Raw genomic sequence first — 18556 nt, 5'->3', positions numbered from 1 at the left:
GCTGCCCCTTGAGGTGGCGGGCCATCGTTGTGAGATCGTGCATCAACCGAGAACGGTGGCCCAGAACTCACAGTTGCTCGTCGCGGCCGTGTCCACCGGGTGAACCCCGGCCTCGCCAGGAGCCAGCTGAAGTACGTCGCCAGAGTCCCGGAAGGTCGGCCAACGAGGCGCAGCGGGTGCGACCGGGCGACCGTGATGGGCGAACGAGGTCCAGTAGGCGACCATCGTGTCCGACAGCTTCTGTTGTCCTTCGTCGAGCTCACCGAGGAGCCCCGGGAACAGGAACGTCAGCTCGGTGGCGTGTTCCGCGCCCTCCTCGTAGCCGGGCATGTCGATCAGCGGCGGTGCGCCCCGGTCGGCGAACTGATAGGCGAAGACCGACACCCCGGCGGCCTCGAGCTTCGCGAACGCCTCCTGATGGGCACAGGTGGAGAGTGCACCCGCCGAGTCGGTACGGATCGCGGCCAGGGCGTGCCGCGGCTCGTCGTAGGCGCTCGCCGGGTAGAGCCCGAGGACGGCATCCGCGGCGGGGCCGTAGGTGCTGCGTACGACCTGCTCGTACTTCGCCACCGTGATCGACTGCGGATATTCGAGCCCGACGTAGAGCCGCATTTCGTCCAGGGTCGAGCCGTGCATCACCGGCACCCGGTTGAACCTTCCGGAGTCGATGGCATCGGGGTAGGTCCGCGGCAGCACCCGCGGGTCGCCGACGACCGGTCCGGCGTTGAGCCCGGCGGCACCGAAGGCCTCGATCAACTTCTTCACGGGGGTGGCCCGCAGGCAGGCGGCCACATCAGCCGCGTCGCCGCAGCCCACCGCGGCGGCGAGCCGCTGACCCTCGGCATCGGCACCCGCATCGCTGCGAGCTCCGGCCGCACAGCTCCCGCTCTGCGGGATCGCCTTGTGGAACAGTCCAGCGGCGGCAGGCGAGGCGATCTGGGCGCAGGTGTCGATCGACCCGGCCGACTCACCGAAGATCGTCACGTTGCCCCGGTTGCCACCGAAGGCGGCGGCGTTGCGCTGCACCCAGCGCAGCGCAGCCTGCTGGTCGAGCAGGCCGTAGTTGCCGGACTCGTACGCCCCATCCAACCCGGGATGCGCCAGCCAGCCGATCGCGCCGAGGCGGTAGTTGACCGTCACGACCACCACGTCACCCTCGACGGCGAGCTTGCTCGCGTCGTAACCGGAGCTGGAGCCGGTGGTGTTTCCGCCGCCGTGGAACCACACCATCACTGGCAGCTTCCGCTTCGCCGGGCGGTCCGGGGCGAACACGTTGAGGAACAGGCAGTCCTCCTCATAGGTCGTCGCACCTCCGTACGCCGGGGCCTGCTGCGCACACTGGCTACCCGGTTCGGTGGCGTCCCGCACCCCGGTCCACGAAGCGGCCGGCGCCGGGGCGCGCCAGCGGAGCCGGCCGACCGGCGGGGCGGCGTACGGGATTCCCTGGAAGGTCCGGAAACCGCCGTGGGCAACACCGCGGACCGCTCCCTTGTCGGTCCGTACCACCGGTTCGGACGGTTCGGGCGGATCTGCCGCGGCGGCGGTGACGCCCGCCGTCGCTGCCAGGACTAGGGCAAGGACCGGGACGAGAGCACGAAGTCTGAGCACCGATTTTCCTTTCGTCGACCGTCCGAACCTAGGGCCCCGACGCGGTCCACGGGCAGTGACGGAAGGACCGAAACAGGCCGTACGCAGCGCCCAAATGCGACGAGCGCCGCTGCCCGAAACCGGGCAGCGGCGCTCGTGTGGTCGGTCGAGGCTCAGGCCTCGTCCTCACCCGCCACGTTCTTGACGCGGTTGGGGTCGACCTGGACACCGGGGCCCATGGTGGTCGAGAGGGTGACCTTCTTCAGGTAGCGGCCCTTGGAGGAGGACGGCTTCAGACGAAGCACCTCCTCGAGAGCAGCGGCGTAGTTCTCAGCGAGCTGAGCCTCGGAGAAGGAGGCCTTGCCGATGATGAAGTGAAGGTTGGCGTGACGGTCGACCCGGAAGTCGATCTTGCCGCCCTTGATGTCGGACACGGCCTTGCCGGGGTCCGGGGTGACGGTGCCGGTCTTCGGGTTCGGCATGAGGCCACGCGGGCCGAGCACGCGGCCGAGGCGGCCGACCTTGCCCATCATGTCGGGGGTCGCGACGACGGCGTCGAAGTCGAGCCAGCCACCGGAGACCTTCTCGATGAGGTCATCGCCACCGACGACGTCCGCGCCGGCCTCGCGAGCGGCCTCGGCCTTGTCCGGAGCAGCGGCGAAGACGATGACGCGCATCGTCTTACCGGTGCCGTGGGGCAGGCTGACGGTGCCGCGCACCATCTGGTCGGCCTTGCGGGGGTCGACGCCGAGACGCATGACGACGTCAACGGTCTCGTCGAACTTCTTCTTGCTGGAGGTCTTGGCGATCTTGATCGCGGCCAGCGGGGCGTAGAGCTCGTTCTTGTCGAACGTCTCTTCCGCCGCGCGGTAGGTCTTGCTGCGCTGCATGGTGATTCCTTCGGTAGTTAAGAGGAGATGTGGTTAGCGAGCCAGCGCGGCTCTCCCACGGTCAGTCGGTGGTGACGCCCATGGAGCGGGCGGTGCCCTCGACGATCTTCATCGCGGCGTCGATGTCCTCCGCGTTGAGGTCGGGCAGCTTGGTGGTCGCGATCTCGCGCACCTGGTCCTTGGTCAGCTTGCCGACCTTGTCCTTGTGCGGGACGGACGAGCCCTTCTTGAGGCCGGCGGCCTTCTTGATCAGCTCAGCGGCCGGCGGGGTCTTGGTGATGAAGGTGAAGCTGCGGTCCTCGTAGATGGTGATCTCGACGGGGATCACGTTGCCGCGCATGGCTTCGGTCTGGGCGTTGTACGCCTTGCAGAACTCCATGATGTTGACGCCGTGCGGACCGAGCGCGGTACCGACGGGCGGGGCCGGAGTCGCGGCACCGGCCTGAAGCTGCACCTTGACGAGCGCTGCGATCTTCTTCTTCGGAGGCATTCTTGAGATCTCTTCCTTCTCGTGGTCATGACGAAGCCGCTTGTACGTTTCGGCCTCTGCCACCTGCGGTGTTGCTCTCGCAACTGGTCAATTGTCCGTGATCCGTCCGGGTTCACGAAATCAGCGAGGGCGGCCCACTCAGTGGGACCCCCTGAGTGACGGCCACCACTGCCCTTGGCATACTCCCCCGGGGATTTACAAAGGGAGCTGAATTGTTCAATCGACGTCTGTCCATGTTCGCCGCACTCGTGCCGCTGGCCGCGCTCTCGGCCGCGTGGACCGCAACCGCCACCGGCGCCGGGTTCGACCCTGTCGAACCGGTGACGCTGCCCGGCGGCGAGACCCTGGTGACGTCGGTGATCGATCAGCCCGCGAGCGTCACCAAGCCCGCGCCTGCGCAAGGGGCTCGCAAGGGCGCGCGTACCGGCACGATCGCCGTTGCGATGGCACAGGGAAGCGACATCCCGATGTCGGCGCTGGCCGCCTATCAGCGTGCGGCCGCCGTCGTCACCACCGCCGACCGGGGCTGTGCCCTCGACTGGACGCTGCTCGCCGCCGTCGGAATGGTCGAGTCCGACCACGGGCGCCTGAAGAGCAGCCGGCTCGACGACTCGGGCAAGGCCACGCCTCCGATCTACGGTCCCGCACTGACCGCTCCTGCCGGCGACCCCGCACCCGACACCGACGCCGGTGCTGTCGACAAGCTCACCAGCGGCGACCGGGCCGTCGGGCCGATGCAGTTCATCCCCTCCACCTGGCCTTTGGTCGCCGTCGATGGAGACGGCGACGGCGTACGCAACCCGCAGGACATCGACGACGCCGCTCTCGCTGCCGCCGTCTACCTCTGCTCCGGCGACGAGGACGTCTCCACCGATAAGGGGAAGAAGGCCGCGCTCACCCGCTACAACCGCAGCGAGGCGTACGTCTCCACCGTCCTGAAGATCGCCAAGGGCTACTCCGACAGCCCCTACGGCGGCGACGACATCGAGCTCGCCGCCGCGCCCGCGCACGCCGAGCCGAACCCCGGCCGCCCGGGGCAGAACGCCTCGAAGAGGGCCGACAAGAAGCCCGCGAAGAAGAAGCCCGGCACCACCGCGCCGAAGCCGAGCTCCGGCACCCGGCCCTCGAACGAGCCGAGCCCGACCCCCTCGACGGCCCCCAGCCCCAGCCCCACCCCGTCCGACGACGGCAGCTGGGCCTCGATCTCCGAGCGCCGCGGCATCTGTGCCGCCGAGCTGTCCTCCCGCTTCCCCGACCTCGCCGACGGCTGGGACACCAACCGAGCCGTGGACTCGTGCAGCATCAGGCTGGTCGGCAAGACCGTCACCCAGGCCAACGCCGTCGTTCCCGGAGTCGTCACTGACATCACCGGGTACGTCGAGTGGTTGATCAAGACGCTGCCGTGATCGCGTCACCAATAACTGCTCCCCATATCCATCAGCTCGAGGACCTGGGCACGGGCTGCTACTGCTGAACTGACGGCTCCCACGTGCGGCCGCCGTCGGTGGAGGCCAGCACGTCCCCACCTGGGGCGAGATAGAGCGTGTCTCCGACCCGGGCGGCGTCCCAGACCGTTGCATCCTTGCTGAGACCGGTTTCGATCTGCTGTGCGCCGGTCTCGGTGAGCAGGGTCTCGCGCTCGCCACGCAGCAGGATCGCGTCGTCGGTGAGGGCCACCCGATCATTCAGGTGACCCTGCGAGCCGCCGAACTCCTGCCACGTGATCAGGTCGGTCGATCGGTACACGGTCGTAGCGGCCTCGCCTGCTTGGCAGAGCGAGAAGATCGCGGTCCGGGCAGGGATCAGTCGGGTCTCGCCACTGCACGGGAACGGCAGCTCGGACCAAGTCCGGCCGCCGTCGTGGGTGACCCGCGGCACCGAGGTCACGTTGCCCTCATCCTCGGCCTTCGGCGTGACAACGAGCGCGTCGCCGACCTGGATCAGATCCTGGGCAGCGCCGATCTCGTCGTATGACACCGATTCGAAGCGGTCGCCGTCGAACCGCCACATCGTGCCGGTCGTCGCATCGACCGCCCACACCGGCCACACCGGGTCGCCGGTGGCGGCCAGCAGGTAGCTGTGGTCGCCCGGGTCCTCACTCCTCATGACGGCCTGCTCCCAGGTCCCGCCGCCGTCATCGGTGGTCCAGATTCTCCCGCCGGGCGCCGCGGCCCAGCCGCTCCGGCCGTCGGGTGCCATGGCGAGCCGTTCGACGTACTCCTCGGTGAAATCGTGTAGCCGCTCCCAGGTCTCACCGTCGTATCGCCACAACACGCTGCATCCACAGTCCTCCTCGTTGGACGTCACGAACACCCGGTCCAGAGCGGCCTCGATGGTGAGGGCGTGCGTCGGACGCACCGGGTCGCCTGTCGCCGAGGAGGACTCCGTCGGTGACGGGGCCGGTGGTGCCGGTTCGGGTGCGGAGTCGTCGCGAGTGCTGAGCAGCGAGCCGCCGACGGCGACCCCGGCGACCAGCACGGCAGCCGCGCTGATCACCCCCGCAGTCCGGCGGACCCGGCGTCGCTGCGCCCCGCGTCGTACCTTTGCCAGCATCTGTTGAGCCGGCTGTTCCGCGGCGATGTCGCGGTCGATCGCGTGGCGGACCTGGTCTTCAAACTGAGTCATCGCTCTTCCTCCCGGTCGGCGAAGGCGGCTTGTTGCGCGCGGAGCGTGGTCATCGCCCGGTGGGCCTGGCTCTTGACCGTGCCCACCGAGCAGCCCAGCACCTCCGCAACCTGTGCCTCCGTGAGATCTTCGTAGTAGCGCAGCGCGATCACGGCACGCTGCCTCGGTGGCAGCCGTTTGACCGCCGCCAGCAACTCGTGGTCGGCCGGCCGATCGGTGCCGACCGGCTCGCGCAGCTCCGCGAGCGGCCGTTCCCGGTGCAGCTTGCGCCACACCGACACGCTGCGGTTGGCCATGGTGCGCCGTACGAACGCCTCGGGGTCATGCACTTTCGACCAGTTCAAGAGGGTTCGCTCCAGCGCGTCCTGGACTAGGTCGGCCCCACGCTGGTCGTCGCCGGCCAGGACCCGCCCGAGCTTGAGCAGATGCGACAGCCGGGCGGTCACGAACTCGGTGAACGCTGCATCGTCTCGCACGCTCGCGCCGGACGCCCGGGGTCGGGTCATCGCGCCCCCACCGGGTATATGACTTCGCTCCATGACTTGGTGACGCACCAGCCACGCCGATGGTTGTACGAGGCGAGAATCGCGAGGGCGAGCATGTGTCGCGAAATCGCGGAACGCCCGGGCGTTGTGCCCGGGCGTTCGGCGTACTGAGGCTTCTCAGGTGGGTCTCGACCCGCTTCGCGGGTTCGCTTCGCTCACCCGCTGCGCTCGCTCGACCTCTTCGCGTTGCGACCCTGCTCGCTTCGCTCGCAGGGTCGCAGGCTCAGACCTTTTCGATCTGGTTGAACGAAAGCTCCACGGGAGTCTCGCGGCCGAAGATCTCGACGAGCGCCTTGACGCGCTGGGACTCGGCGTTGAGCTCGGTGATGGTCGCGTGGAGGGTGGCGAAGGGGCCGTCGACGACGGTGACCGAGTCGCCCTCGGCGAAGTCGACGACCTCGACGGGCTTCTTGGCGGTGCCGGTGGCGCCGGAGCTGGCGGACGCGGCGTCACCGGCGGCGGCAGCCTCGGCCTCGGCCTGGGCGACGACGGCGGGGGCGAGCATGTTCTCGACCTCGGTCATCGACAGCGGCACCGGCTGGTGGCTGTGACCGACGAAACCGGTGACCGACGGGGTGTGGCGTACGGCCGCCCAGGACTCGTCGGTGAGGTCCATCCGGACCAGCACGTAACCCGGGAGAACGGTGCGCTTGACCATCTTGCGCTGGCCGTTCTTGATCTCCGGGACCTCTTCGGTGGGGACCACGATCTCGTGGATGTAGTCCTCCATGTTGAGGGAGACGATGCGGTTCTCCAGGTTGGACTTCACCCGATTCTCCATGCCGGAGTAGGTGTGGATCACGAACCAGTCGCCCGGCTTGGCCCACAGCTCACGGCGGAACGCCTCGAGCGGGTCGTCGTCAGCGGCCTCGGGGGTCTCGCCCTCGACGATCTCGTCGAAGGACGACTCGGCCTCGCCGGCGTCGCCGGACTCGTCAGCCTCGTCGAACTCGGCCTCTGCAGGCACGTCGGAGGCGGCCTCGGCCGTCTCGAGGACCTCGGTCTCCTCGGTGTAGTCCTGCTCAGACACGTCCTGCTCCAAACCGTTGATTGTGTGTATCGGGTGTGTTCCGCGGGCCGGGGCCCACGCGATCACGCGTCGCGGCCGCCGAACACCCAGAACATCAACTTGCCGAACCCGAGGTCAAGGCCCGCGGTGATCGCCATCATGACCAGGACGAAGACCAGGACCACGATGAAGTACGTCGTGAGCTGCTGCTGCGTCGGCCAGACGACCTTGCGGAGCTCGGCCACGACCTGACGGTAGAACGTCGGGAGACTGGTGCGCTTCTCCGTCTTCTTGTCGTTCGGAGTCGGGACTGCCTTGCTGTCCGTCACGCCGCCACCTTCTCTCGAAAACGTTTCCATCGCTGGTCCGGCTTTGCAGGGCACGAGGGACTTGAACCCCCAACCTTCGGTTTTGGAGACCGATGCTCTGCCAGTTGAGCTAGTGCCCTACGGAGGTCTGCATCAGAGACGCGGTTGAGGGCGCAACTGACCATGTGGGAAGACCACCAGCGGTGAGTCTACGCACTCGGGTTAACGCGTTCCAAACTGGGCCCTCATGACCCATAGGATTGCGGGCATGACCTCAGATCCCCGTCCCCTCGCCGAGCTCTCGCGCGAGGAACTCGAAGCGTTCGCAACGGAGCAGCGCACGGCGTACGACAACTTGGTGGCCAAGGGCCTGAAGCTGGACCTGACCCGGGGGAAGCCCTCCGCGGACCAGCTCAACCTCTCCGACGGCCTGCTCCATCTCCCCAAGACGACGACCGCCCCGGACGGCACCGACACCCGCAACTACGGCGGCCTGGCGGGCGGCATCGAGATCCGCGAGATCTACGCCGAGCTGCTCGGCCTGGACACCGATCAGCTCATCGCCGGCGGCAACTCGAGCCTCACGATGATGCGCGACACGCTGATGTACCTGTGGCTTCACGGTGCCGTCGACAGCGAGCGCCCGTGGGGGCAGGAGGAGACGGTCAAGTTCGTCTGCCCGGTGCCGGGCTACGACCGTCACTTCACGCTCCTGGAGTGGTTCGGGATCGAGATGGTGACCGTGCCGATGCACGCCGACGGTCCCGACGCCGGCGCCATCGCCGCCCTGGTCAAGGACGACCCCACGATCAAGGGCATGTGGCTGGTCCCGACCTACGCCAACCCGACCGGTGACACCACCTCCCAGGAGATCGCCGAGCGGCTCACCTCGATGCCGACCGCGGCCCCCGACTTCAAGATCTTCTGGGACAACGCCTACGCGCTGCACCACCTGACTCCGGCCGAGACCAAGACCGCCGATGTCGTCTCGCTGGCCAACGCGGCCGGCAACCCCCACCGTCCGCTGGTCTTCGCCTCGACCTCCAAGGTCACCTATGCGGGTGCGGGCGTCGGCTTCTTCGGCGGGTCGAAGGAGAACGTCGCCTGGTGGCTCCACCACCTCGGCCACGGCGCGATCGGCCCCGACAAGGTCAACCACCTGCGGCACGCGGAGTTCTTCGGCTCGGCGGCCGGCGTACGCGAGCACATGGCCGAGCACCGCGAGCTGCTCGCGCCGCGGTTCGCGGCCGTCGAGGATGCGCTCACCGCTGAGCTCGGTGCGCTCGGCGTGGCGACCTGGACCAAGCCCGCCGGCGGCTACTTCGTCAGCCTCGACGTGCTCCCGGGCACCGCGACCCGGGTGATCGAGCTGGCCAAGGGTGCCGGCGTCGCGCTGACCCCGGCCGGCTCGGCGTTCCCCGGCAAGGTCGACCCGGAGGACACCAACATCCGGCTGGCGCCGTCGTTCCCGCCGTTGGAGCAGGTCAGCGGTGCCATGGAGGTCGTCACGGTGTGCGTGAAGCTGGCCGCTGCGGAGAAGCTGCTCGCGTGACCGAGGACCGACGCGACCTACGTACGCTCCCGAAGGCGCATCTGCACCTGCACTTCACGGGTGCGATGCGCCACGAGACCCTGCTCGAGCTGGCCACCCGCGACGGGATCCGGCTGCCCGACCAGCTGGTCTCGGAGTGGCCGCCGGCGCTGAGCGCGGCCGACGAGAAGGGCTGGTTCAGGTTCCAGCGCCTCTACGACGTGGCGCGCTCGGTGCTGCGCACCGAGGCGGACATCCGGCGCCTCGTCATGGAGGTCGCCGAGGACGACGTACGCGACGGCGGCAGGTGGCTCGAGATCCAGGTCGACCCGTCGGGCTATGCGGCGAAGTTCGGCGGGATCACGGCCTTCACCGACCTGGTGCTCTCGGCCGTCCGCGACGCGGAGCGGGCGACTGGGCTCGGGATCGCGGTGATCATCGCCTCCAACCGCACCCGGCACCCGATGGACGCGCGCACGCTGGCGCGCCTGGCCGGACAGTACGTCGACCAGGGTGTGGTCGGCTTCGGGCTCTCCAACGACGAGCGGCGTGGGCGGACCGAGGAGTTCGACCACGCCTTCCAGATCGCCGAGCGGGCCGGCCTGCGGCTGATGCCGCACGGCGGTGAGCTGCGCGGGCCCGAGCACATCCGCACCGTGCTGAGGTCGCTGCACGCGACCCGGCTGGGTCACGGCGTACGCGCTGCGGAGGATCCGGCGCTGCTCGAGGAGATCGTGCGGGCGGGCGTCGCGCTGGAGGTCTGCCCGACCTCCAACGTGTCGCTCGGGGTCTACTCCGACCTGACCTCGGTGCCGCTTCCGCAGCTGCTCGACGCGGGCGCGACCGTGGCGCTGGGGGCCGACGACCCGCTGCTGTTCGGGTCCCGGCTGGCGGCGCAGTACGCCACCATGCGGGCCGCTCACGAGCTGTCCGACGAGACCCTCGCCGACCTGGCGCGGATGTCGATCAACGCCTCGACCGCACCCGAGTCGACCAAGAAGGGTCTGCTCGCCGAGATCGACGATTGGCTCAACACGCCCTCGCAACCCACGGATCCGGCAAGTTAAGACAGAATGTCGGCCATGACGAACCCGTCCGACGATCAGTCCGACCCCAACAAGCCGGCCGACGCCTCCACCCCGCCTCCGCCGACCCCGTCCGAGCCGGCCGACTCCGACGCGACCCAGGTGGCGACTCCGCCTGCGTCGACGCCGCCTGCGCCCACCCAGCCGATGTACGGCCAGACCTATGGTGAGCAGCCGTCGAACCCCTACGGCGGGGCGACGTTCGACCAGAAGCCGCCGGTTCCGCCGGCTCCGGCCGCGGGCTACGGCACACCTCCGCCTGCCTACGGCGGTCAGCCGAACTACGGTGGTCAGCCGGGCTACGGCCAGGCGCCCTACGGTGCTCCGGCTGCGTACGCCGGTCCGGTCGGTACCCCGGACTCTGGGGCGACCACGGCGATGGTCCTCGGCATCGTCGGGCTGGTGGGGTCGTTCCTCTGTGGTCTCCCCATCGTCCTCTCGCCGTTCGCGCTGTTCATGGGTCTCTCCGCCAAGAAGCGGATCGACGCGTCGGCCGGTGCCCTGACCGGCCGCGGCAACGCGCAGGCGGGCTTCATCCTCGGCATCATCGGCACCGTCCTGCTGGCGCTGAGCATCCTTCTGATCGTCGTCGTCATCATCATCGGAGTCAGCGGCGGGTTCGACGACCCGTCGGGCTACGACAGCGGCTACGAGACCTACGACAGCGAGTTCTGAGAGATGACGGACACGCCACCGCCCTACCAGCCCGCACCGGCGCCCTACGGCTTCCCGCAGGCCCCTCCGCATCCCGAGGCCAACTCGGCGATGGTCCTCGGGATCGTCGGGCTCTGCCTCTCGGTCATGTGCGGCGGGATCGGCGTCTTCGTCGCGCCGTTCGGATGGGTCAAGGGCAAGCGGGTGATGGCCGAGATCGACGCCAACCCGGCTGCCTACGGCGGTCGCGGCAACGCTCAGGCCGGTTTCATCACCGGCCTCATCGGGACGATCTTCGGGGCGCTCTACATGCTCTTCTGGATCGCCTACATCATCTTCATCATCGTGATGATCGTTGTCGCCTCCAACGAGACCGACAGCACGACGTTCGACAGCATCAACGCGATGCTGAGCAGCCGAATCTGACGGATGGACTGCGGCTACTTCACCTCCGGCGCCTGCCGCTCCTGCCGCTGGCTGGAGATGGCGTACGCCGACCAGCTCGCGCAGAAGCAGGAGCGGGTCGCCGCGGCTCTCGGTGACGTACGTTGGGAGAAACCGGTCTCCAGCCCGGAGGCCGGTTTCCGCAACAAGGCGAAGATGGTCGTCGCCGGCTCGGTGGAGGCGCCGACGCTGGGGATCCTGTCGCACGACGGTCTCGGGGTGGACCTGCTCGCCTGCGGGCTGCACACCCCGGGGCTGCAGGCCGCGCTGCCCGTCCTGTCCCGGTTCGTCACGACCGCGCGGCTGACCCCCTACTCGGTGCCGGAGCGGCGCGGCGAGCTCAAGCACGTGATCGTCACCGAGGCGCCCAGCGGGGAGCTGATGGTCCGCTGGGTACTGCGGTCCACCGAGGCGCTGGCCCGGCTGCGCAAGCACCTTCCGGCGCTGCTGGATGACCTCCCGATCGGCGTCGCCTCGGTCAACATCCAGCCGGAGCACAAGGCCGTCATCGAGGGCCCCGAGGAGATCTTCCTGACCGCCCGCGAGGCGCTCACGATGGAGGTCAACGGGATTGGCCTGCGGCTGCGTCCCCACTCGTTCTTCCAGACCAACACCGATGTCGCGGCCGCGCTCTACCGCCACGCCCGCGACCTGGTCTCCGCGGCGTCGCCGAGATCGGTGTGGGACCTCTACTGCGGCGTCGGCGGCTTCGGGCTGCACGTCGCCGCCCTCGGGCGGGAGGTGCTCGGCGTCGAGTCCAGCGAGCAGGCCATCGAAGCCGCCGCCTCGACCGCCGCTGAGCTGGGGCTGCCGGGCACCAGCTGGGTGGCCGGGGATGCGGCGGCGTACGCCCTCTCCGCCGGCTCCGCGCCCGACCTGGTCATCGTCAACCCGCCGCGGCGCGGGATCGGCTCCTCGCTCGCCGGGTGGCTGGAGCAGTCGGGGGTCGAGCACGTCGTCTACTCCTCGTGCAACGTCGACACCCTCGCCCGCGACCTGCGCGACATGCCCTCGATGCGACCGGTGTCGGCGCGACTGCTCGACATGTTCCCGAACACCGACCACCACGAGGTTCTTCTCCTCCTCGAGCGGAGCTAGGCCGCTTGGCGAGCCCGCCTCAGCGCGAGAGCGCCGAGGACGAGGCCGGCGAGGCCGAGGACGATCGCCATGCCGCCGCCGACCACACCGTTGCCGGTGCCGGGTCCGCCGTCGGCCACGAACAGGTTGACGACGCCAACGACCAGGGCGATCGCGCCACAGCCGAGCGCCACGACGGCGCCGTTGCGGCCACGGTTGCCGATGCCGCGTACGGCACGGGCCAGCGCCGCTGCGCCGGCCACCGCTCCGGCCAGGCCGACGAACGCGGCGAGCGTCGCCCACAGTCGGCCGGTGGTGAGTGTGTAGGCGCCGACGTCAGGGTCGGCGGCGCTGATGAGCACGTCATTGAGAGACATTGGGGACTCCTTGGTTCGAGTTCGATCTGATGACTCGATCGTCCTGCCGGCGCACGTTGGAGTCGTCCTGCCTGCGTGGACTCTTCGGGGCCGTCGCTACTGCGTTCGTGGTAGCCGGAAGTCCTACGCCAGAGGGACTCGCGGGCGGCGTTGCCGGGCATATCCTGCTCGCATGGCCAGGCAGCGGATCACGGTCGGGGACTGGGTCATCGCCGCTGGTGTGGCCGTGGCCCAGCTGGCTGCTGCGCTGAGCGGCGATCGACCCGGCTCCGGCTACGAGCTCCTCGGCTACGCCGCGCTGGTCGCGAGCGGTCTGGTCCTGGTCCTCCGGCGCCGGGCGCCGGTGGTCGTGCTGGTCGCCTGCGGCGCGTGCGGGCTGGCCTTCCAGGCGCTCGGGTTCGACGTCGCGGTGATCGCGTTCCTGGTCGCCGTCTACGCAGCGGTGCGGGAGGGGCACCGGCTGGTCACCGTGCTGGCCGCTGTGGTGATGCAGAGCGGGCTGTTCCTGGTGGCGTACGCCTCCGTGGGTGACCTCGGCGCCGCCTCCGAGCAGGCGCGTGGAGCCCTGGAGATCGCCTGGCTGATCGCGGCGGGCGCCGCCGGCGAGGCGCTCCGGCAGGCCGAGCGGCGCGCCGACGAGGCCGAGCGCACCCGGGAGGCCGCGGCCCAGCGCCGGGCCGACGACGAGCGTCTGCACATCGCCCGCGAGCTGCACGACTCGCTCACCCACCAGATCTCGGTCATCAAGGTCCAGTCCGAGGCCGCGGTCCACGTGGCCCAACGGCGTGGCGAAGAGGTCCCCGAGTCGCTGCTGGCGATCCGGGAGGCCGGGCGCGAGGCGGCCCGCGAGCTGCGGGCGACGCTGACGGCGCTGCGTGACGACGATCCGAACCCGCCGCGGGGGCTCGAGGACGTACGCGACCTCGTGGGATCCGCCGGGTCCACCGGCCTGGACGTCACCCTGACCGTCGACGGGCAGCCCGGCACGGTGCCGGTCGCAGTGGGCCGGACGGCCTACCGGATCGTCCAGGAGGCGTTGACCAATGTGACCCGCCACGCCGCGGCCACCACCGCGTCGGTCCACATCGACCACCGGCCCGACTCTCTCGGGATCCGGGTCGAGGACAACGGCACCGGCGCACCGGCGACGACCGTGCCGGGCATCGGGCTGCTCGGGATGCGGGAGCGGGTCTCCGCCCTCGGAGGTCAGCTGCGGGCACAGCCCCGCGAGGAGGGCGGTTTCATGGTCGAGGCGCGGCTGCCGGTGGAGCGTACGTCGTGATCCGGGTGCTCCTGGTCGACGACCAGCCACTCATCCGCAGCGGCTTCCGGGCCCTCCTCGACATCGAGGACGACATCGAGGTGGTCGCCGAGGCGGCCGACGGCGTCGAGGCGGTCGCTCTCGCGCGCAAGCATCTGCCGGACGTGGCGATGGTCGACATCCAGATGCCTGTGGCCGACGGTCTCGAGGCGACCCGGCGGATCGCCGCCGACCCGGCGCTGGCTGGCGTACACGTCGTGATCCTTACTAACTACGGCATGGACGAGTACGTCCTCGAAGCCCTGCGCGCCGGGGCTGCCGGGTTCCTCGTCAAGGACGTCCAGCCGGAGGACTTCGTGCACGCGGTGCGGGTCGCGGCGCGAGGCGATGCCCTGCTCGCGCCGTCGGTCACCCGCGCGCTGATCGACCACTACGTCAGCCAGCCCTCCCCTGCCGACGCTCCCGTCGGGCTCACCGAGCTCACCAACCGGGAGCGCGAGGCGGTCGCCCTGGTCGCCCGCGGCATGACCAACGACCAGGTCGCCGAGGCCATGGTGATCAGCGTGCTGACCGCCAAGACCCACATCAACCGGGCGATGACCAAGCTGCACGCGCGCGACCGCGCACAGCTCGTCGTCGTCGCGTACGAGTCGGGGTTGGTCGCTCCTAGAGCGCCACGCCGAGCATGACGGGCTCGTTGACGAGCACGATCCCGTACGCCGCCTCGACCCCGTCGCGTACCTCTCTCGCCAGGGCGAGCAGGTCCTCGGTCGTGCCCTCGCCGCGGTTGGTGAGAGCGAGGGTGTGCTTCGTGGAGAGGGACACGCATCGGTTCCCGTGGCCCTTCTTGAACCCGGCGTGGTCGATGAGCCAGGCGGCGGAGGTCTTCACCGTGCCGTCGGGCTGCGGGTAGGCCGGAGCGCCCTCGGGCACGTCCTCGGGGGCGACCACGGGGTTGGTGAAGAAGGAGCCCGCCGACCAGGTGTCGTGGTCGGCCTCGTCGATGACCATGCCCTTGCTGCGGCGCAGGGACAGGACGGCCTCACGGATCTGCTTGGACGGCACCCGGGTGCCCTGCTCGACACCGAGGGCGCCGGCGAGCTGCGCGTACGCGATCGGGGAGCCGGTCTCCCCGTCGGTGCCGAGCCGGAAGGTGACCTCGAGGACCACGTAGCGGCCGAGCTCCGCCTTGAACCGCGACCAGCGGTAGCCGAACCCGCACTCCTCGGCGGTGAAGCTCTGCACCTCGCGAAGCTCGCGGTCGAACACCTTGACCGAGGTGATGGTCTGGGAGACGTCCTGGCCGTACGCCCCGACGTTCTGGATGGGAGTCGCGCCGACGCTGCCGGGGATGCCGGAGAGCGCCTCGACGCCGCTCCAGCCCTTGTCGACGGCGGTCGTCACGAAGTCGTCCCAGGTCTCGCCGGCAGCCACCGTGACGCGTACGCCACCCTCGACCGTCTCCGCCGCGACACCGGTGGTCGCCAGCTTGATGACGGTGCCGGGGAAGCCGGCGTCGGCGACGACCAGGTTGCTGCCGCCGCCGAGGACGAGCAAGTCCTTCCGGGCCGCATCGGCCGCGGTCACGGCCTCGATGATCTCGGCATCGGTGGTCGCGGTGACGAACTCCGCCGCCGGGCCGCCGAGATGGAAGGTGGTGTGGCGAGATAGAAGCTCAGACACGTACGGAGACCTTCGGCATGCCGAGGACCTTCTGGTCGCCGGAGAGGACGGTCAGGGCGATCGTCGCCAGCCCGTCCTCGACCGACTTCACGGTGCCGCTGATGGTCACCGAGGTGCCCTCGTCGTCATCGGGCACGACGACCGGGTTGGTGAACTTGGCGCCGAAGTCGACGACCTCGGCGCCGTCGGTCCACTCCGAGACCGCGCGAGCGACCAGAGCCATGGTGAACATGCCGTGGGCGATCACGCCGGGGAGGCCGACGGCGGTGGCGATCCGGTCGGACCAGTGGATCGGGTTGAAGTCGCCGCTCGCACCGGCGTAGCGCACCAGCGACGCCCGGGTCACGGGGTAGGTCTTCGCGGCCAGCTCGGCGCCTGCTTCGAGTGCCATCACGCGACCTCCGCCGCTCGGTGGACCAGGGTGGCCGAGGTGGTGCACACGACCGCCCCGGAGTCGTCGGTGATCTCCGAGACCGTACCGATGATGTCGTTGCCGCCGATCTGTCGCAGCGAGGCGACGCTCAGGGTCGCGACCAGCACGTCCCCCGGCGCGATCGGCCGGTCGTACGAGAACTTCTGCTCACCGTGCACGATCCGCGACAGCTCGACCTGGACGTCGTCCAGGAAGGCGTTCATCGCGTCGAAGGCGAGCACGATCGGGAACGTCGCCGGAACCGGGTCCCCGCTCTCCCAACTCACACCGGCAGCGGCAGCGAACTCCCGCACCTTCTCGTCGGTGACCCGATAGGGCCTGGTCGGAGGAAACGCGCGCCCTACGAGCGACCCATCAACTGCCATGCGGGCAACTCTAGTGGCCAGCCGAGAAGTCACCCACGTCGGCCGAAGCGTCAGGCGCGCTGGCCGAGTTGGCAGGCCAGTGCCAACTCGGCCGACCGGAGCGACTACTCGGCCGACGGGGCTGACGTCTCGGCAAATGACGAACGCCCCGCCTCCCGGCCATCTGGAATTCAGTGGCGGGGGCGGGGCGTTCGGAGCGCCGATCAGCGTGGCGCTCTACTGAGAGGATTCAGCGGGTCTCGCGGTGCGCGGTGTGCTTGCGGCAACGCGGGCAGTACTTGTTGAGCTCGATACGGTCGGGGTCGTTCCGACGGTTCTTCTTGGAGATGTAGTTCCGCTCCTTGCACTCGGTGCAAGCGAGGGTGATCTTCGGGCGAACGTCGCTGCTCTTGCTGGCCACAGGAGTTTCCTTACGGTGCTGATCGAGGTGATGCGGTCTTTGGCGGTAGCGGGGGCGGGGATCGAACCCGCGACCTCACGATTATGAGTCGTGCGCTCTAACCGCCTGAGCTACCCCGCCTCAACAGGAATCAGGCCCGCAGTATTCCTACTGCGGGACCTTCAACCCAAGAATCCTAATGGACTCAGAGCCCCTTTACGGAATCGAACCGTAGACCTTCTCCTTACCATGGAGACGCTCTGCCGACTGAGCTAAAGGGGCGTTGCGTGAGAGAACATTACGGTAGGGGCGCCATGCTCAACAAATCGACACGGCCCTTCCCTCCGCCCACCGCATCATCGCAGGTCAGCGGGGTCCTCGGCACCTCGATCGGGCTCCCAGATGCGCTCGAAACCCATCGCCTCCTCGAGCTCGTATGACAGCTCGAGGAGCATTCGCTCCCGCCCCGGCGCCGCCCCGAACATCATCCCCTGGGGAAGCCCGGCGAGGGTCTGCTGAACCGGCAGCGACACCGCCGGCCCGCCGGTGACGTTCTGCCACGGCGTGAACGCGACCCAGTCCATCAGCCCCTTCATGACCAGCTCGTAGATCTGGCTCGGCGCCAGCCGGCCGATCTCCGGGGTCTCGTGGGCGACCGTGGGCGTCAGGACGACGTCGTACGCCGCATGGAACCCCTCCGCGATCGCCTGCGCCTTGCGCAGCCGGACGATGGCGGCGGGGACGTACTTGGCGTTCTTGATCGTGTGCTGAGCCAGGCCGACCGTGAGGTTGTCGAGCCGGCTGCGGTCCCAGGTCTTGCCACGGAGCGGGCCGGCGTTGACCAGGGCGACCGCCAACGTCCCCCAGTAGAGGACGAAGTCGTCGGCGAACGTCTCGGGCACCGGCGGCGGCACCGCCTCGACGGTGTGTCCGAGCTCCTCCAGCACGGCCGCGGTCTTCAGCGTCAGCTCGGCGACCTCGGGGCTGGCGTCGCGACCGAGCGCGCCGGTGAAGACGGCGCAGCGCAGCCGCTTCGACCCGGGGCCGGTGACGTCCCCGATCGGCGGCAGCGAGGTGTGGTGCGCCTTCTCCGCCTCCCGGAAGAAGGCCGCGGTGTCGCGTACCGAGCGGGTCAGCACACCGTCGGTGACGATCTTGAGCGGCAGCAGGCCGTAGAGCGGGTCCTGGGGCAGCCGGTCACGGGTCGGCTTGAGCCCGACCAGCCCGCAGGCTCCGGCCGGGATCCGGATCGAGCCGCCGCCGTCGTTGCCGTGGGCGATCGGTACGGCCCCGGCGGCCACCAGCGCACCCGAACCCGCCGAGGACGCGCCGGCCACCCGGCCGGTGTCCCACGGGTTGCGCACCGCGCCGAGCCGAGCGTGCTCGGCGGTGCCCGAGAACCCGAACTCCGATAGCTGGGTCTTCCCCAGCGACAGCAGTCCGAGCTTGAAGAGCAGCTTGGTCATCTCGCCGTTGCGTGAGGCCGGCGGCATGACGTACGAATCGGTGCCGTTCCTGGTGGGCACGCCGGCGACGTCGGTGTTGTCCTTGATCAGGGTGGGGACGCCGGCGAAGAAGCCGGCCCGGGGAGCGCGTGCCTGGATCCGGGCCCGGTCGAAGGTGCGGTAGGCCATCGCGCCGAGCGTGGCGTCGACCGCCTCGATCCGGGCGATGGACGCCTCGACCGCCTCGAGAGTGCTGAAGTCACCGCGCCGCAGGGCCTCGGCGACCCCGACCGCGTCGAGAGTGCCGAGTACGTCGTCGGTGAAGGCGTGCACACGGACCATGAGACCAACGTTAGGCCGCGGGGAGG

General features: G+C 69.4%; 21 protein-coding genes and 3 tRNA genes. 8 read left to right on the top strand and 16 right to left on the bottom strand.

Annotated features, from left to right (window positions below; translation table 11 throughout):
* Positions 1-42: 42 nt before the first annotated feature.
* From ABTW65_RS20125 to rplK, 3 genes are all read right to left on the bottom strand, one after another.
* Positions 43-1608 (bottom strand): carboxylesterase/lipase family protein, encoded by a 1566-nt coding sequence (locus ABTW65_RS20125; protein WP_350663315.1) that lies wholly within the window; start codon positions 1606-1608, stop codon positions 43-45.
* A gap of 152 nt (positions 1609-1760) precedes the next feature.
* Positions 1761-2477 carry a 50S ribosomal protein L1 gene (gene rplA, locus ABTW65_RS20120; RefSeq protein ID WP_350663313.1) on the bottom strand — a complete coding sequence of 239 codons (717 nt, stop codon included), beginning with the start codon at positions 2475-2477 and terminating at the stop codon, positions 1761-1763.
* Positions 2478-2538: 61 nt separating this feature from the next.
* Positions 2539-2967 (bottom strand): 50S ribosomal protein L11, encoded by a 429-nt coding sequence (gene rplK, locus ABTW65_RS20115; protein ID WP_141802520.1) that lies wholly within the window; start codon positions 2965-2967, stop codon positions 2539-2541.
* Positions 2968-3200: 233 nt separating this feature from the next.
* Between rplK and ABTW65_RS20110 the strand changes: the two genes are divergently transcribed.
* On the top strand, positions 3201-4373 hold the full coding sequence (locus tag ABTW65_RS20110; protein ID WP_350663311.1) for a lytic transglycosylase domain-containing protein: 1173 nt from the start codon (positions 3201-3203) through the stop codon (positions 4371-4373).
* Between the two features lie 58 nt (positions 4374-4431).
* Here the strand turns inward: ABTW65_RS20110 and ABTW65_RS20105 are convergent, their stop codons facing one another.
* From ABTW65_RS20105 to ABTW65_RS20085, 5 genes are all read right to left on the bottom strand, one after another.
* Positions 4432-5592, bottom strand: a complete 1161-nt coding sequence (locus tag ABTW65_RS20105; protein ID WP_350663309.1) for a beta propeller repeat protein — start codon at positions 5590-5592, stop codon at positions 4432-4434.
* Positions 5589-6098 carry a SigE family RNA polymerase sigma factor gene (locus tag ABTW65_RS20100; RefSeq protein ID WP_350663306.1) on the bottom strand — a complete coding sequence of 170 codons (510 nt, stop codon included), beginning with the start codon at positions 6096-6098 and terminating at the stop codon, positions 5589-5591. Before ABTW65_RS20100 ends, ABTW65_RS20105 begins: the two co-directional genes overlap by 4 nt.
* A 262-nt stretch (positions 6099-6360) precedes the next feature.
* Positions 6361-7167, bottom strand: coding sequence for a transcription termination/antitermination protein NusG (gene nusG / locus ABTW65_RS20095; protein WP_350663304.1), 807 nt, complete (start codon positions 7165-7167; stop codon positions 6361-6363).
* 62 nt (positions 7168-7229) lie between these two features.
* Positions 7230-7505: a preprotein translocase subunit SecE gene (gene secE, locus ABTW65_RS20090; RefSeq protein WP_350663303.1), complete on the bottom strand. Its 276-nt coding sequence runs from the start codon at positions 7503-7505 to the stop codon at positions 7230-7232.
* Positions 7506-7521: 16 nt separating this feature from the next.
* Positions 7522-7594 (bottom strand) — tRNA-Trp (locus tag ABTW65_RS20085).
* Positions 7595-7722: 128 nt separating this feature from the next.
* Between ABTW65_RS20085 and ABTW65_RS20080 the strand changes: the two genes are divergently transcribed.
* From ABTW65_RS20080 to rlmC, 5 genes are read left to right on the top strand one after another with little or no spacing between them, the layout of a single operon-like run.
* Positions 7723-9006: an aspartate aminotransferase type Ic gene (locus ABTW65_RS20080; RefSeq protein ID WP_350663301.1), complete on the top strand. Its 1284-nt coding sequence runs from the start codon at positions 7723-7725 to the stop codon at positions 9004-9006.
* Positions 9003-10052, top strand: a complete 1050-nt coding sequence (locus ABTW65_RS20075; protein ID WP_350663299.1) for an adenosine deaminase — start codon at positions 9003-9005, stop codon at positions 10050-10052. Before ABTW65_RS20080 ends, ABTW65_RS20075 begins: the two co-directional genes overlap by 4 nt.
* 15 nt (positions 10053-10067) lie before the next feature.
* Positions 10068-10745 carry a DUF4190 domain-containing protein gene (locus tag ABTW65_RS20070; protein WP_350663296.1) on the top strand — a complete coding sequence of 226 codons (678 nt, stop codon included), beginning with the start codon at positions 10068-10070 and terminating at the stop codon, positions 10743-10745.
* Positions 10746-10748: 3 nt separating this feature from the next.
* The gene (locus ABTW65_RS20065) at positions 10749-11150 is read left to right on the top strand and encodes a DUF4190 domain-containing protein (protein ID WP_350663294.1); all 402 of its coding nucleotides are present in this window, start codon (positions 10749-10751) and stop codon (positions 11148-11150) included.
* A 3-nt stretch (positions 11151-11153) separates the two neighbouring features.
* Positions 11154-12266, top strand: a complete 1113-nt coding sequence (gene rlmC / locus ABTW65_RS20060) for a 23S rRNA (uracil(747)-C(5))-methyltransferase RlmC (protein ID WP_350663292.1) — start codon at positions 11154-11156, stop codon at positions 12264-12266.
* On the opposite strand, the gene ABTW65_RS20055 is transcribed toward rlmC, so the two are convergent.
* Positions 12263-12622, bottom strand: coding sequence for a DUF6223 family protein (locus ABTW65_RS20055; RefSeq protein WP_350663290.1), 360 nt, complete (start codon positions 12620-12622; stop codon positions 12263-12265). The two genes, rlmC and ABTW65_RS20055, sit on opposite strands and share 4 nt — an antisense overlap.
* A gap of 172 nt (positions 12623-12794) precedes the next feature.
* Between ABTW65_RS20055 and ABTW65_RS20050 the strand changes: the two genes are divergently transcribed.
* A complete protein-coding gene (locus tag ABTW65_RS20050; RefSeq protein WP_350663288.1) occupies positions 12795-13904 on the top strand; it encodes a sensor histidine kinase in 1110 nt (369 codons plus the stop codon).
* Positions 13901-14572 carry a response regulator gene (locus tag ABTW65_RS20045; protein WP_350663286.1) on the top strand — a complete coding sequence of 224 codons (672 nt, stop codon included), beginning with the start codon at positions 13901-13903 and terminating at the stop codon, positions 14570-14572. The genes ABTW65_RS20050 and ABTW65_RS20045 overlap by 4 nt, the downstream gene beginning before the upstream one ends.
* Here the strand turns inward: ABTW65_RS20045 and ABTW65_RS20040 are convergent.
* From ABTW65_RS20040 to ABTW65_RS20010, 7 genes are all read right to left on the bottom strand, one after another.
* Positions 14550-15566 carry a UDP-N-acetylmuramate dehydrogenase gene (locus ABTW65_RS20040; protein ID WP_350663284.1) on the bottom strand — a complete coding sequence of 339 codons (1017 nt, stop codon included), beginning with the start codon at positions 15564-15566 and terminating at the stop codon, positions 14550-14552. The genes ABTW65_RS20045 and ABTW65_RS20040 overlap by 23 nt on opposite strands.
* The gene (locus ABTW65_RS20035; protein WP_350663282.1) at positions 15559-15957 is read right to left on the bottom strand and encodes a MaoC/PaaZ C-terminal domain-containing protein; all 399 of its coding nucleotides are present in this window, start codon (positions 15955-15957) and stop codon (positions 15559-15561) included. The genes ABTW65_RS20040 and ABTW65_RS20035 overlap by 8 nt, the downstream gene beginning before the upstream one ends.
* Positions 15957-16364, bottom strand: a complete 408-nt coding sequence (locus tag ABTW65_RS20030) for an FAS1-like dehydratase domain-containing protein (RefSeq protein ID WP_350663280.1) — start codon at positions 16362-16364, stop codon at positions 15957-15959. The genes ABTW65_RS20035 and ABTW65_RS20030 overlap by 1 nt, the downstream gene beginning before the upstream one ends.
* 229 nt (positions 16365-16593) lie before the next feature.
* Entirely contained in the window at positions 16594-16764 is a 171-nt protein-coding gene (gene rpmG / locus ABTW65_RS20025; RefSeq protein ID WP_091042824.1) for a 50S ribosomal protein L33, read from the bottom strand.
* 46 nt (positions 16765-16810) lie between these two features.
* A tRNA-Met gene (locus tag ABTW65_RS20020) sits at positions 16811-16884 on the bottom strand.
* 68 nt (positions 16885-16952) lie between these two features.
* A tRNA-Thr gene (locus ABTW65_RS20015) sits at positions 16953-17025 on the bottom strand.
* Positions 17026-17099: 74 nt separating this feature from the next.
* Positions 17100-18530, bottom strand: coding sequence for an amidase (locus tag ABTW65_RS20010; protein ID WP_350663277.1), 1431 nt, complete (start codon positions 18528-18530; stop codon positions 17100-17102).
* Positions 18531-18556 lie beyond the last annotated feature (26 nt).

Origin of the sequence: Nocardioides sp. NPDC127503 (assembly GCF_040302165.1) — a bacterium.
Taxonomy (GTDB): Bacteria; Actinomycetota; Actinomycetes; order Propionibacteriales; family Nocardioidaceae; genus Nocardioides.
Note: the sequence above shows the minus strand (reverse complement) of the source record. Positions and strands in the feature narration are given on the sequence as shown.

Excerpts from the sequence above, each read along its gene's own strand:
- rplA (WP_350663313.1), bottom strand. The coding sequence starts at position 2,477 with ATGCAGCGCAGCAAGACCTACCGCGCGGCGGAAGAGACGTTCGACAAG.
- rplK (WP_141802520.1), bottom strand. The coding sequence starts at position 2,967 with ATGCCTCCGAAGAAGAAGATCGCAGCGCTCGTCAAGGTGCAGCTTCAG.
- ABTW65_RS20110 (WP_350663311.1), top strand. The coding sequence starts at position 3,201 with ATGTTCGCCGCACTCGTGCCGCTGGCCGCGCTCTCGGCCGCGTGGACC.
- ABTW65_RS20105 (WP_350663309.1), bottom strand. The coding sequence starts at position 5,592 with ATGACTCAGTTTGAAGACCAGGTCCGCCACGCGATCGACCGCGACATC.
- ABTW65_RS20100 (WP_350663306.1), bottom strand. The coding sequence starts at position 6,098 with ATGACCCGACCCCGGGCGTCCGGCGCGAGCGTGCGAGACGATGCAGCG.
- secE (WP_350663303.1), bottom strand. The coding sequence starts at position 7,505 with ATGGAAACGTTTTCGAGAGAAGGTGGCGGCGTGACGGACAGCAAGGCA.
- ABTW65_RS20080 (WP_350663301.1), top strand. The coding sequence starts at position 7,723 with ATGACCTCAGATCCCCGTCCCCTCGCCGAGCTCTCGCGCGAGGAACTC.
- ABTW65_RS20070 (WP_350663296.1), top strand. The coding sequence starts at position 10,068 with ATGACGAACCCGTCCGACGATCAGTCCGACCCCAACAAGCCGGCCGAC.
- ABTW65_RS20065 (WP_350663294.1), top strand. The coding sequence starts at position 10,749 with ATGACGGACACGCCACCGCCCTACCAGCCCGCACCGGCGCCCTACGGC.
- rlmC (WP_350663292.1), top strand. The coding sequence starts at position 11,154 with ATGGACTGCGGCTACTTCACCTCCGGCGCCTGCCGCTCCTGCCGCTGG.
- ABTW65_RS20055 (WP_350663290.1), bottom strand. The coding sequence starts at position 12,622 with ATGTCTCTCAATGACGTGCTCATCAGCGCCGCCGACCCTGACGTCGGC.
- ABTW65_RS20050 (WP_350663288.1), top strand. The coding sequence starts at position 12,795 with ATGGCCAGGCAGCGGATCACGGTCGGGGACTGGGTCATCGCCGCTGGT.
- ABTW65_RS20035 (WP_350663282.1), bottom strand. The coding sequence starts at position 15,957 with ATGGCACTCGAAGCAGGCGCCGAGCTGGCCGCGAAGACCTACCCCGTG.
- ABTW65_RS20030 (WP_350663280.1), bottom strand. The coding sequence starts at position 16,364 with ATGGCAGTTGATGGGTCGCTCGTAGGGCGCGCGTTTCCTCCGACCAGG.
- ABTW65_RS20010 (WP_350663277.1), bottom strand. The coding sequence starts at position 18,530 with ATGGTCCGTGTGCACGCCTTCACCGACGACGTACTCGGCACTCTCGAC.